Origin of the sequence: Streptococcus cristatus (assembly GCF_019685515.1) — a bacterium.
GTDB lineage: Bacteria > Bacillota > Bacilli > Lactobacillales > Streptococcaceae > Streptococcus.
Genome location: NZ_JABFFN010000002.1, coordinates 95,598 through 109,477, shown reverse-complemented (window position 1 = coordinate 109,477; position 13,880 = coordinate 95,598). Strand labels below are relative to the sequence as shown.

At 44.4% G+C, this 13,880-nt stretch carries 9 protein-coding genes; 8 read left to right on the top strand and 1 reads right to left on the bottom strand.

The annotated features are described in order from the left end of the window. Nucleotides 1-81 precede the first annotated feature (81 nt). The 8 genes from comA (at nucleotide 82) to purH (ending at nucleotide 13,132) form a co-directional block, all read left to right on the top strand. Nucleotides 82-2,235, top strand: a complete 2,154-nt coding sequence (gene comA / locus FOA33_RS09010) for a peptide cleavage/export ABC transporter ComA (protein ID WP_221161374.1) — start codon at nucleotides 82-84, stop codon at nucleotides 2,233-2,235. 12 nt (nucleotides 2,236-2,247) lie between these two features. After that, nucleotides 2,248-3,597 carry a competence pheromone export protein ComB gene (gene comB, locus FOA33_RS09005; protein ID WP_221161373.1) on the top strand — a complete coding sequence of 450 codons (1,350 nt, stop codon included), beginning with the start codon at nucleotides 2,248-2,250 and terminating at the stop codon, nucleotides 3,595-3,597. A 168-nt stretch (nucleotides 3,598-3,765) separates the two neighbouring features. Continuing rightward, the gene (gene purC, locus FOA33_RS09000) at nucleotides 3,766-4,473 is read left to right on the top strand and encodes a phosphoribosylaminoimidazolesuccinocarboxamide synthase (protein WP_165442250.1); all 708 of its coding nucleotides are present in this window, start codon (nucleotides 3,766-3,768) and stop codon (nucleotides 4,471-4,473) included. A gap of 56 nt (nucleotides 4,474-4,529) precedes the next feature. Then, nucleotides 4,530-8,255 (top strand): phosphoribosylformylglycinamidine synthase, encoded by a 3,726-nt coding sequence (locus tag FOA33_RS08995; RefSeq protein WP_221161372.1) that lies wholly within the window; start codon nucleotides 4,530-4,532, stop codon nucleotides 8,253-8,255. Between the two features lie 93 nt (nucleotides 8,256-8,348). Further along, nucleotides 8,349-9,791: an amidophosphoribosyltransferase gene (gene purF / locus FOA33_RS08990; RefSeq protein ID WP_221161371.1), complete on the top strand. Its 1,443-nt coding sequence runs from the start codon at nucleotides 8,349-8,351 to the stop codon at nucleotides 9,789-9,791. 213 nt (nucleotides 9,792-10,004) lie between these two features. Next, nucleotides 10,005-11,027, top strand: a complete 1,023-nt coding sequence (purM, locus tag FOA33_RS08985) for a phosphoribosylformylglycinamidine cyclo-ligase (RefSeq protein ID WP_221161370.1) — start codon at nucleotides 10,005-10,007, stop codon at nucleotides 11,025-11,027. Beyond that, on the top strand, nucleotides 11,024-11,569 hold the full coding sequence (gene purN, locus FOA33_RS08980) for a phosphoribosylglycinamide formyltransferase (RefSeq protein ID WP_221161369.1): 546 nt from the start codon (nucleotides 11,024-11,026) through the stop codon (nucleotides 11,567-11,569). Before purM ends, purN begins: the two co-directional genes overlap by 4 nt. A gap of 15 nt (nucleotides 11,570-11,584) precedes the next feature. Next, nucleotides 11,585-13,132 (top strand): bifunctional phosphoribosylaminoimidazolecarboxamide formyltransferase/IMP cyclohydrolase, encoded by a 1,548-nt coding sequence (gene purH, locus FOA33_RS08975; RefSeq protein ID WP_221161368.1) that lies wholly within the window; start codon nucleotides 11,585-11,587, stop codon nucleotides 13,130-13,132. 182 nt (nucleotides 13,133-13,314) lie between these two features. Here purH and FOA33_RS08970 read toward each other — a convergent pair whose 3' ends face one another. Beyond that, a complete protein-coding gene (locus FOA33_RS08970) occupies nucleotides 13,315-13,857 on the bottom strand; it encodes a TetR/AcrR family transcriptional regulator (protein ID WP_221161367.1) in 543 nt (180 codons plus the stop codon). Nucleotides 13,858-13,880 lie beyond the last annotated feature (23 nt).

Here is a 13,880-nt window from a genome sequence, read left to right as displayed (position 1 = left end):
AATAATTCCCTTATTTCTTCCTTGTTTGGTTAAAATAATCTTACAAAGTTTTTAGAGATTATTAGAAAAAAGGAGATGGATATGAAATTTGGGAAAAGGCACTATCGTCCCCAGGTGGATCAGATGGATTGCGGTGTGGCTTCCTTGGCCATGGTCTTTGGCTACTATGGTAGTTATTACTCCTTGGCTCACCTGCGAGAGTTAGCCAAGACGACTATGGATGGGACAACTGCTTTGGGTCTTGTCAAGGTGGCAGAAGAAATTGGCTTCGAGACGCGGGCTATCAAGGCGGATATGACGCTCTTTGACCTGTCAGATTTGACCTTTCCGTTTGTGGCTCATGTGCTCAAGGAAGGGAAATTGCTCCACTATTATGTGGTGACAGGTCAGGATAAGAAGGCAATCTATATCGCTGATCCAGATCCCAGTGTTAAGCTGACCAAGATTTCCCGTGAGCGATTTGCGCAAGAATGGACAGGAGTCAGTCTCTTTATGGCTCCGTCTCCAGACTATAAACCCCATAAGGAGAAAAAACAGGGGCTCCTATCCTTCTTGCCAATCTTGCTCAAACAGCGGGGTTTGATTGCTAATATCGTTTTGGCAACACTCTTGGTAACCCTGATTAATATCGTGGGCTCTTATTATCTGCAGTCTATCATTGACAGTTACGTACCAGACCAGATGCGTTCAACCTTGGGCATTATCTCAATAGGATTAGTCATCGTCTATATCCTCCAGCAGATTTTATCGTATGCGCAGGAATACCTCTTACTTGTTTTGGGGCAACGCCTGTCAATTGATGTGATTTTGTCCTACATCAAGCATGTTTTTCACCTGCCGATGTCCTTTTTCGCGACACGCAGGACAGGGGAAATCGTATCCCGTTTTACAGATGCCAATAGTATCATCGATGCGCTGGCGTCGACCATTCTATCGATCTTTTTGGATGTGTCGACGATTTTGATTATCTCGCTGGTCTTGTTTTCACAAAATATGACACTCTTTTTCATTAGTCTACTTGCGCTTCCCATCTATACAGTGATTATCTTTGCCTTTATGAAGCCTTTTGAAAAGATGAATCGGGACACTATGGAAGCCAATGCGGTTCTGTCTTCTTCTATCATTGAGGACATCAACGGTATTGAGACCATTAAATCTTTGACAAGTGAAAGTTCACGCTATCAAAAGATTGACAAGGAATTTGTGGCTTATCTGAAAAAATCCTTTACTTATAGTCGCGCAGAAAGCCAACAAAAGGCTCTGAAAAAGCTTGCCCAGCTCCTGCTCAATGTTGCCGTTCTCTGGCTAGGAGCCATTCTTGTTATGGACGGGAAAATGAGTTTGGGCCAGCTGATTACCTATAATACTTTGCTTGTTTACTTTACCAATCCTTTGGAAAATATCATTAACCTACAAACCAAACTTCAGACAGCGCAGGTTGCCAATAATCGCTTAAATGAGGTTTATCTAGTAGCTTCGGAGTTTGAGGAGCAGAAAACAGTCGAAGATTTGAGCATGATGAAAGGGGATATGACCTTTAAACAAGTTCACTATAAGTATGGCTATGGGCGTGATGTCTTGTCGGATATCAATTTGACCATTCCACAAGGGTCTAAGATGGCTTTTGTGGGGATTTCAGGTTCAGGTAAGACCACCTTAGCCAAGATGATGGTTAATTTTTACGACCCAAGTCAGGGAGAGATTAGTCTGGGTGGTGTCAATCTTAATCAGATTGATAAAAAGGCCCTGCGCCAGTATATCAACTACCTGCCTCAACAGCCCTATGTCTTTAACGGAACGATTTTGGAGAATCTTCTCCTTGGAGCCAAGGAGGGGACGACTCAGGAAGATATCTTACGAGCAGTCGAGTTGGCAGAGATTCGGGAGGATATTGAGCGCATGCCACTGAATTACCAGACAGAATTAACTTCGGATGGGGCTGGAATTTCTGGTGGGCAACGGCAGAGAATCGCTCTGGCGCGTGCTCTCTTGACGGATGCACCTGTCTTGATCTTGGACGAGGCGACTAGCAGTTTGGATATTTTGACAGAGAAGCGGATTGTCGATAATCTCATGGCTTTAGACAAGACCTTGATTTTCATCGCCCATCGTTTGACCATCGCTGAGCGAACAGAAAAGGTTGTTGTTCTGAATCAGGGCAAGATTGTTGAAGAGGGTACCCATGCAGACTTGCTTGCACAGGATGGCTTTTACGCCCATTTGGTAAATAGCTAGAAAGAGGAGAGGATGAAACCAGAATTTTTAGAAAGTGCGGAGTTTTATAATCGTCGTTACCATAATTTTTCCAGTCGGGTGATTTTACCTATGTTACTTCTGCTCATGTTTTTACTGGGATTTGCAGTTTTTGCAGAGAAGGAGATTAGTTTATCTACCAGAGCAACTGTCGAACCTAGTCGGATCATTGCCAACATCCAGTCGACTAGCAATCAACGCATTGTGGGCAACTATCTGGAAGAAAACAAGTTGGTCAAGCAAGGAGATCTGCTCGTTCAGTACCAGCAAGGGGCGGAGGCTGTCCAGGTTGAGGCATATGCCAGTCAATTGGAGATGCTAAAGGATCAAAAAAAGCAGTTGGGATATTTGCAATCCAGTTTGAAAGAGGGGAGTGATCAATTCCCAGAAGTGGATAAGTTTGGTTATCAGGAGATGTTTCGAGATTATCTCAGCCAAGCGAATGGTCTAAGAAGTAATGTTTCTCAGCAAAATGCCAGCATCTCTTCTCAAAATGCGGCAGCAAGTCAGAGCCAGGCCGAGATTGGCAATCTTATCAGTCAAACAGAGGATAAAATCCGAGACTACAAAACAGCTAAGTCAGCGATTGAAAAGGGAGATCAACTGGATAGTCAGAATCCAGCCTACTCTTTTTACCAGACCTATAAAAATCAAGGTGAAGAAGATCCGCAAGCTAAATCGCACGTTATTGCGCAAGTGGATGCACAGCTTTCGCAGTTAGAATCCAGTCTTGCTACTTACCGTGTCCAGTATGCAGGTTCAGGTACCCAGCAAGCCTATGCGTCAGGCTTAAGTAGTCAATTGGAGTCTCTCAAATCCCAACACTTGGCAAAGGTTGGTCAGGAATTGACCCTTCTAGACCAGAAAATCTTGGAGGCAGAATCAGGTAAGAAGGTACAGGGAAATCTTCTAGACAAGGGGAAAATTACGGCGAGTGAGGATGGGGTACTTCATCTTAATCCTGAGACCAGTGATTCTACCATGGTTGCAGAGGGGGCTCTACTAGCCCAACTCTATCCGTCCTTGGAAAAAGAAGGGAAAGCCAAACTAACTGCTTATCTTAGTTCAAAAGATGTAGCAAGGATCAAGGTCGGTGATTCTGTTCGCTATACTACGACTCATGATGCCAAGAATCAACTTTTCCTGGATTCCACGATTACAAGTATTGATGCGACAGCTACCAAGACTGAAAAAGGAAATTTCTTTAAAATTGAGGCGGAGACATATCTGACTTCTGAGCAGGCTGCAACACTTCGCTATGGTTTAGAAGGCCGCCTGCAGATGATCACAGGGAAGAAAAGCTATCTCCGTTATTTTTGGGATCAATTTTTGAATAGAGGGTAATATTCGTGTTTTTCAGAGGATAAATGATTTTAAAACTGTAAGAAGAGCCTATCTTGCAGTTTTTCTTTACGCTTAAAACAGGAAAACGTTATTTATTCGTAAAAACCTTGAATTTTTCATGCTTTTATGTTAGAATGTGCTCAAGTAAAACGAAAGGCGAACTTTAACATGTCAAAAAAACTGATCTATTCGGGAAAAGCCAAGGATATCTATACAACTGAGGATGAAAATCTCATTATTTCAACTTACAAGGACCAGGCGACTGCTTTCAACGGTGTCAAGAAGGAGCAGATTGCGGGCAAGGGAGTGTTAAATAATCAGATTTCATCTTTTATTTTTGAGAAATTAAATGCGGCTGGTGTAGCGACTCACTTTGTGGAGAAAATTTCGGACACGGAACAACTCAATAAAAAGGTTGAGATTATTCCTCTAGAAGTTGTGCTCCGCAACTACACGGCTGGTTCCTTTTCAAAACGTTTTGGCGTGGAAGAGGGCATCGCATTTGAGACTCCGATTGTCGAATTTTACTATAAAAATGATGATTTGGATGATCCCTTTATCAATGACGAGCATGTGAAATTCCTTAAAATTGCGGATGACCAGCAGATTGCTTACTTGAAGGAAGAAACCCGTCGTATCAATAAACTTTTGAAAGCTTGGTTTGCTGAGATTGGCCTTAAATTGATTGACTTTAAGCTAGAGTTCGGTTTTGACAAGGATGGCAAGATTATCTTGGCAGACGAATTTTCACCAGATAACTGCCGACTTTGGGACGCTGATGGTAATCACATGGACAAGGATGTTTTCCGTAGAGGACTAGGTGAATTAACAGATGTTTACGAGATTGTCTGGGAAAAGTTGCAAGGTTTAAAATAACACCTTCAAGGTTATTTGGGAACATTGCAAGAGCTGAAATAAAGGAATAAGAATTGATGAATAAACGTATTTTTGTTGAAAAAAAGGCTGATTTTCAGGTTAAGTCAGAGAGTTTGGTGAGAGAGCTCCAGCACAACTTGGGACTTTCAACTTTGAAAAGTATTCGCATCGTGCAAGTTTATGATGTCTTTGATTTGGCAGAGAACTTGTTTGCACCTGCAGAAAAACATATCTTCTCTGAGCAGGTGACAGACCATGTGTTGGATGAAGCGGCTGTGCAGGCTGATCTTGCCAACTATGCTTTCTTTGCCATTGAAAGTCTGCCAGGGCAGTTTGACCAGCGTGCAGCTTCTTCACAGGAAGCCTTGCTTTTGCTTGGTAGCTCAAGTGATGTAACGGTTAATACAGCACAATTGTACTTGGTTAATAAAGATATTGATGGGACTGAGTTGGAAGCGGTCAAGAACTACCTGCTCAATCCAGTGGATTCTCGTTTCAAGGACATCGCGACAGGAATTGCCAAGCAGGAATTTTCTGAGTCAGACAAGACTATTCCTAAATTGACCTTCTTTGAAAGCTATACAGCAGAAGACTTTGCCCGCTACAAGACCGAACAAGGGATGGCAATGGAAGTGGATGATTTGCTCTTTATCCAAGACTACTTCAAGTCAATCGGGCGCGTGCCAACTGAGACTGAGCTCAAGGTCTTGGACACTTACTGGTCTGACCACTGCCGTCACACGACTTTTGAGACAGAGTTGAAACAGATTGATTTCTCAGCTTCTAAATTCCAAAAGCAATTGCAGGCGACTTATGACAAGTATATCGCCATGCGTGATGAGTTGGAACGTACGGATAAACCTCAGACTTTGATGGATATGGCGACTATTTTTGGTCGTTATGAGCGTGCTAATGGACGTTTGGATGATATGGAAGTGTCAGACGAAATCAATGCCTGCTCAGTTGAAATTGAGGTGGATGTCAATGGTGTGAAAGAGCCATGGCTCCTCATGTTCAAGAATGAAACCCACAATCACCCAACGGAGATTGAGCCATTTGGTGGGGCTGCTACTTGTATCGGTGGTGCCATTCGTGACCCGTTGTCAGGGCGTTCCTATGTTTACCAAGCTATGCGTATCTCAGGCGCTGGTGATATTACAGCACCAATTTCAGAAACGCGTGCTGGGAAATTGCCACAACAGGTCATTTCTAAGACAGCGGCTCACGGTTATTCTTCATATGGGAACCAAATTGGTCTGGCGACAACTTACGTTCGTGAATATTTCCACCCAGGCTTTGTAGCTAAACGTATGGAACTAGGTGCGGTTGTCGGTGCGGCTCCCAAGGGTAATGTTGTCCGTGAAAAACCGGAAGCCGGTGATGTGATTATCTTGCTAGGTGGCAAGACTGGGCGTGATGGTGTCGGTGGTGCAACGGGATCTTCTAAGGTTCAAACAGTTGAGTCTGTAGAGACTGCCGGTGCTGAGGTTCAAAAAGGGAATGCCATCGAAGAGCGCAAGATCCAACGCCTTTTCCGTAATGGCGATGTCACTCGTCTCATCAAGAAGTCCAATGACTTTGGAGCAGGTGGTGTCTGTGTGGCTATCGGTGAATTGGCAGATGGTCTTGAAATTGACCTTAACAAGGTTCCTCTGAAATACCAAGGCTTGAATGGTACAGAAATTGCTATCTCTGAATCACAAGAACGGATGGCAGTTGTGGTGCGTCCTCAAGACGTAGATGCCTTCGTTGCAGAATGTAATAAAGAGAATATTGACGCGGTTGTTGTGGCAACAGTGACTGAAAAACCAAATCTTGTCATGCACTGGAATGGTGAAACCATCGTCGACTTGGAACGTCGTTTCCTTGATACAAACGGTGTGCGCGTGGTCGTTGATGTCAAGGTTGTGGACAAAGATGTCAACTTCCCAGAAGAGCGCAAGACAAGTACTGAAGCCCTTGAAGCTGATACTCTTGCGGTACTATCTGACCTCAACCATGCGAGTCAAAAAGGCTTGCAGACTATCTTTGACTGTTCAGTCGGTCGTTCAACGGTTAATCATCCACTTGGTGGTCGCTATCAACTCACACCAACTGAAGCTTCTGTTCAGAAATTGCCAGTTCAACATGGAGTGACTCATACTGCGTCTGTCATGGCTCAAGGATTTAACCCTTATGTGGCAGAATGGTCTCCATATCATGGCGCTGCCTATGCGGTTATCGAAGCAACTGCTCGTTTGGTTGCTGCTGGCGCCAACTGGTCCAAGGCTCGATTCTCTTACCAAGAGTACTTCGAGCGTATGGACAAACAAGCAGAGCGTTTTGGTCAACCAGTAGCAGCCCTTCTAGGCTCTATCGAAGCACAAATCCAACTTGGTTTGCCATCTATCGGTGGCAAGGACTCTATGTCAGGTACTTTTGAAGAATTGACGGTGCCACCAACCTTGGTTGCCTTTGGGGTGACAACAGCAGATAGCCGTCAAGTTCTCTCTCCTGAGTTCAAGACTGCTGGTGAAAACATCTACTACATTCCAGGTCAAGCCCTCTCTGCAGAGATTGATTTTGACTTGATTAAGTCTAACTTTGCTCAATTTGAAGCTATCCAAGCTGAACACAAAGTAACATCTGCATCAGCTGTTAAATATGGTGGTGTCGTTGAAAGCTTGGCTCTTGCTACCTTTGGGAACCATATCGGTGCAGAGGTGACCTTGCCTGAACTTGAAACAGCTTTGACAGCTCAATTAGGCGGATTTGTCTTCACATCTCCTCAAGAAATCGCTGGAGTAGAGAAGATTGGACAAACGAAAGCAGACTTTACACTCCTTGTCAACGGTGTGAAGTTAGATGGACAGAAACTTGACAGTGCCTTCCAAGGAAAACTGGAAGAAGTTTACCCAACTGAATTTGTCCAATCTAAAGAATTGGCTGAAGTGCCAGCTGTCGCTTCTAAAGCAGTCATCAAAGCTAAAGAAACTATTGAAAAACCTGTGGTTTACATCCCAGTCTTCCCAGGTACCAACTCAGAATATGACTCAGCCAAGGCCTTTGAAAAAGAAGGTGCAGAGGTTAACTTGGTACCATTTGTGACCTTGAATGAAGAAGCTATTGTCAAGTCAGTTGAAACCATGGTTGACAACATCGGCAAGGCTAACATCCTCTTCTTTGCAGGTGGCTTCTCAGCCGCGGATGAGCCGGATGGATCAGCTAAGTTTATTGTCAATATCCTTCTTAATGAAAAAGTACGTGCAGCCATTGATAGCTTTATCGCTCGTGGTGGCTTGATTATCGGTATCTGTAATGGATTCCAAGCCTTGGTTAAATCAGGTCTTCTTCCATACGGAAACTTCGAGGATGCCAGCGGTACTAGTCCAACCCTCTTCTACAATGATGCCAACCAGCACGTGGCTAAGATGGTGGAAACTCGGATTGCCAATACTAACTCGCCATGGTTGGCTGGAGTGCAAGTGGGCGATATCCACGCCATTCCAGTATCGCACGGTGAAGGGAAGTTTGTCGTGACGGCTGAGGCATTTGCGGAGCTCCGTGACAATGGTCAAATCTTTAGCCAATACGTTGACTTTGACGGCAAACCAAGTATGGATTCTAAGTACAATCCAAATGGTTCTGTAAATGCCATCGAAGGAATTACTAGCAAGAATGGTCAAATCATCGGTAAAATGGGACACTCAGAACGTTATGAAGACGGTCTTTTCCAAAATATCCCAGGAAATAAAGACCAGCACCTATTCGCGTCGGCGGTTAAATACTTTACTGGAAAATAAGACTTACAGATTTTCTAATAGATAGTATCAGTAATGTAAAAGTCATGTAGATTTAGCTCTTGGTGCTACACAAATAAAAATTAGGTATAAAAAATGACATACGAAGTAAAATCTCTTAATGAAGAATGTGGTGTTTTCGGTATCTGGGGGCATCCAGATGCTGCTAAATTGACCTATTTTGGGCTCCATAGTCTTCAGCACCGTGGTCAAGAGGGGGCGGGAATCCTCTCCAATGATCAGGGGCAATTGAAGCGTCATCGTGATATGGGGCTTTTATCAGAAGTGTTCAGAAATCCAGCTAATTTGGATAAACTGACTGGAACGAGTGCGATTGGGCATGTTCGTTATGCGACTGCTGGCGAAGCTTCTGTAGATAATATCCAGCCCTTTCTCTTCCGCTTTCACGATATGCAGTTTGGACTTGCTCACAACGGAAACCTGACCAATGCCGAATCGCTCAAGAAAGAATTGGAACAAAGAGGAGCTATTTTCAGTTCAACTTCGGACTCGGAAATCTTGGCCCACCTCATTCGTCGAAGTCACAATCCGAACTTGATGGGCAAAATCAAGGAGGCGCTCAGCCTTGTCAAAGGTGGCTTTGCTTATATCCTGCTGTTTGAGGATAAGTTGATTGCTGCGCTTGATCCTAATGGCTTCCGTCCGCTTTCTATCGGAAAAATGGCAAACGGAGCGGTGGTGGTTTCGTCTGAAACCTGTGCCTTTGAAGTCATCGGTGCTGAGTGGATTCGTGATGTAAAACCAGGGGAAATTGTAATTGTGGATGACAATGGTATCCAGTACGATAGTTATACGAATGATACCCAGTTGGCGATTTGTTCTATGGAGTATATCTATTTTGCTCGCCCTGACTCTAACATCCATGGGATCAATGTCCATACAGCTCGCAAACGTATGGGGGCTCAATTGGCGCGTGAGTTCAAGCACGAAGCGGATATCGTGGTCGGTGTGCCAAATTCCTCGCTGAGCGCAGCTATGGGATTTGCAGAAGAATCTGGTCTGCCAAATGAAATGGGTCTTATCAAGAATCAATACACGCAACGCACCTTTATCCAACCGACTCAAGAATTGCGGGAGCAAGGGGTGCGGATGAAACTGTCTGCTGTTTCGGGTGTCGTTAAAGGCAAACGTGTGGTGATGGTGGATGATTCCATTGTTCGTGGGACAACCTCTCGCCGTATCGTTCAGCTTTTGAAAGAAGCAGGTGCGTCTGAGGTTCACGTTGCCATTGGTAGTCCAGCGCTGGCTTATCCATGTTTTTACGGGATTGATATCCAGACGCGTCAGGAGCTGATTGCGGCCAATCATACGGTCGAAGAAACTCGCCAAATCATTGGTGCGGATAGCCTGACCTATCTTTCGATTGATGGCTTGATTGATTCTATCGGCATCGAAACAGATGCGCCGAACGGTGGTCTCTGTGTCGCTTACTTTGACGGTGACTACCCAACGCCTCTCTACGACTATGAGGAAGACTATCAAAGAAGTTTGGAAGAAAAGACTAGTTTTTACAAATAGACAGATGAAATTCTCCATGAAAGAAAAGGAAGAGAAGATGACAAATAAAAATGCTTATGCGCCACGTCTCGCTACTGACTAAAAGCTAAAGCATTTGTCAGTAGACGCTTTGTCTTATGGGACCAAAGCTAGAGCCCTGACTAGTATTTTTAGATAAAATAATTGTTTATCTAAAAATACGTCGCAATCTTCTCAAAGAAAAGGAAAAATAAAATGGCAAATAAAAATGCGTATGCCCAGTCGGGTGTAGATGTTGAAGCGGGTTATGAAGTTGTTGAGCGGATCAAAAAGCATGTGGCTCGTACGGAGCGTGCAGGTGTCATGGGAGCTCTTGGTGGTTTCGGTGGCATGTTTGACCTTTCAAAGACAGGGGTAAAAGAGCCTGTCTTGATCTCAGGGACTGACGGTGTCGGAACCAAGCTCATGCTAGCTATCAAGTACGACAAGCATGACACGATTGGGCAGGATTGTGTAGCCATGTGTGTCAATGATATCATCGCTGCAGGTGCGGAGCCCCTCTATTTCCTCGACTATGTGGCGACAGGGAAGAATGAACCAGCTAAACTAGAACAAGTGGTTGCTGGTGTGGCTGAAGGTTGTGTGCAAGCTGGTGCAGCCCTCATCGGTGGGGAAACGGCTGAGATGCCTGGTATGTACGGCGAAGATGACTACGACTTGGCTGGATTTGCGGTCGGTGTGGCTGAAAAATCTCAAATCATCGACGGATCAAAAGTAGCAGAAGGAGATGTTCTTATCGGACTTGCTTCAAGTGGGATTCACTCAAATGGTTACTCACTCGTCCGTCGTGTCTTTGCGGACTACACAGGTGAGGAAGCTTTGCCAGAATTGGAAGGCAAGAAACTCAAGGAAGTTCTGCTAGAACCAACTCGTATCTATGTCAAGGCTGTTTTGCCACTCATCAAGGAAGGCTTGGTCAACGGCATTGCCCACATCACAGGTGGTGGTTTCATCGAGAATGTCCCTCGCATGTTTGCAGCTGACTTGGCTGCTGAGATTGAGGAAAGCAAGGTTCCAGTTCTTCCAATTTTCAAAGCCCTTGAAAAATACGGTGAAATCAAGCACGAAGAAATGTTTGAAATCTTCAATATGGGTGTGGGACTCATGTTGGCAGTTAGCCCTGAAAATGTAGGTCGCGTCAAGGAATTGCTGGATGAACCAGTTTATGAAATTGGTCGCATCGTCAAGAAAGAAAACGAAAGTGTCATCATCAAATGAAAAAAATAGCGGTTTTTGCCTCTGGTAATGGCTCAAATTTTCAGGTGATTGCGGAACAATTTCCGGTGGAGTTTGTCTTTTCAGACCATCGTGATGCCTATGTGCTCGAGCGTGCAGAAAAGCTCGGTGTCCTTTCCTATGCTTTTGAACTCAAGGAGTTTGAGAATAAGGCAGACTATGAAGCAGCCCTTGTCGAACTCTTGGAAGAACACCAGATTGACTTGGTTTGCCTCGCTGGCTACATGAAAATCGTTGGGCCAACCTTATTGGTGACTTATGAAGGTCGAATTATCAACATTCATCCAGCCTACCTGCCCGAATTTCCAGGAGCTCATGGGATTGAGGATGCTTGGAATGCTGGGGTTGCTGAGAGCGGCGTCACCATTCACTGGGTGGATTCCGGAGTGGATACAGGCAAGGTCATCAAACAAGTCCGTGTGCCACGTCTATCTGCTGATACCATCGAAAGCTTTGAAGCTCGCATTCATGAGGCAGAGTATAAGTTGTATCCAGAGGTTATTAGAGAATTGTTGGACAAGTAAATGAAAGGAAAAAACATGACTAAACGCGCACTAATTAGCGTCTCAGACAAAGCGGGCATTGTTGAATTTGCTCAAGAACTCAAAAAACTTGGTTGGGAGATTGTCTCGACAGGTGGAACCAAGATTACCCTTGACTATGCTGGGGTGGAGACCATTGCGATCGATGATGTGACGGGCTTCCCAGAAATGATGGACGGTCGCGTCAAGACTCTTCATCCAAACATCCACGGTGGGCTTCTCGCTCGTCGTGACTTGGACAGCCACCTTCAAGCGGCTAAGGACAATCAGATCGAGCTCATCGACCTTGTTGTGGTAAACCTTTACCCATTTAAGGAAACCATTCTCAAACCAGATGTGACTTACGCTGATGCAGTCGAAAACATCGATATCGGTGGGCCGTCTATGCTTCGTTCAGCAGCGAAGAACCATGCCAGCGTAACAGTTGTGGTAGATCCTGCAGACTATGAAGTGGTGCTTAACGAATTGTCAGCCAACGGCAAAACGACTTATGAAACGCGTCAACGTTTAGCAGCCAAGGTTTTCCGTCACACTGCAGCTTATGATGCCTTGATTGCAGAATACTTCACAGCTCAAGTGGGTGAAAGCAAACCTGAAAAGCTCACTTTGACCTACGACCTCAAGCAACCAATGCGTTATGGGGAAAATCCTCAACAGGATGCGGACTTCTACCAAAAAGCCTTGCCGACAGACTACTCCGTTGCTTCAGCCAAACAGCTTAACGGTAAGGAATTGTCCTTTAACAATATCCGTGATGCAGATGCTGCTATCCGTATCATCCGTGACTTCAAAGACTGTCCAACCGTTGTGGCTCTCAAACACATGAACCCGTGCGGTATCGGTCAAGCTGATGACATCGAAACTGCTTGGGATTATGCTTATGAGTCTGACCCAGTGTCTATCTTTGGTGGAATTGTCGTCCTTAACCGTGAGGTGGATGCTGCGACAGCCGAGAAGATGCACGGCATTTTCCTTGAAATCATCATCGCACCGAGCTATACCGATGAAGCGTTAGCCATTTTGACCAACAAAAAGAAAAACTTGCGTATCCTTGCCTTGCCATTTGATGCTCAAGAAGCGAGTGAAGTAGAGGCTGAGTACACAGGCGTAGTAGGTGGACTTCTGGTGCAAAATCAAGACGTGGTCAAGGAAAGCCCAGCTGACTGGCAAGTGGTGACCAAACGCCAACCAACCGAGACAGAAGCGACTGCCCTTGAGTTCGCTTGGAAAGCTATCAAGTATGTCAAATCAAACGGTATCATCGTGACCAACGACCATATGACACTTGGTGTCGGCCCAGGTCAAACTAACCGTGTGGCCTCTGTTCGCATCGCTATCGATCAAGCCAAAGACCGTCTTGACGGCGCAGTTCTTGCTTCAGATGCCTTCTTCCCATTTGCGGATAACGTGGAAGAAATCGCCAAAGCAGGAATCAAAGCAATCATCCAACCGGGTGGGTCTGTGCGTGACCAAGAGTCTATCGAAGCTGCGGATAAATATGGCTTGACCATGGTCTTCACAGGAGTAAGACATTTTAGACATTGATAGGTATTTAAAAATTAGCTCATTATCAACTGTGATAAATGATTTATCGCTAACAACGAGAGAAGACGTAAGTTGTCTTCTCTTTTTGTATGTCTAAAACAATAAGCATTTTAGTGTTAGAAATTATTAAAATGATTTGTTAGAGCTGTTCATGACTAATCTAGAAAAACTCAGTTTCTCACTTAACTATTTTTCATACGTTTTATGGTGTTTAAGGTTGTTGTGACTAGCTCGTTAACAGGCATGGCTTTATAATCTCCTTTTAACCATTCATCAAAAATATTGTAGAGACCGCCGGTAATGAATTTACTATCATAAGTGATTTGTCTTTGATCACTATTTGTGATGTGCCAAGGTGCCATGACAGTGGTATAGGCAGTAGGAAGCTTATCATAAGACCTTTGCAAGATAAGCACGAGTAAGTTTGCGTCTTGCAAAATTTTTAATGGCTCAGTGTACTGGCTCCAATACTGAAAGAAAAGGTTCACTAAATCTTCAAAATTATTCAGTTTTGCTGTTTGAAGTTCAATAATATAGTATTGGATTAAGCGGTCTAAATAGTTCGTAAGAACTTCCTCTTTTGAATGGTAATAACGATAAAATGTTCGTCTAGCAATCTGAGCATGCTCGCTGAGTTCAGCAATGCTGATATTTTGGAGAGACTGCTTAGTTGCTAATAAATCGAACAAGGCTTCCTCCAGCCATTGTCGTGTTTGATATTCCATGGTATTTTTCCTTTCCTGTCACA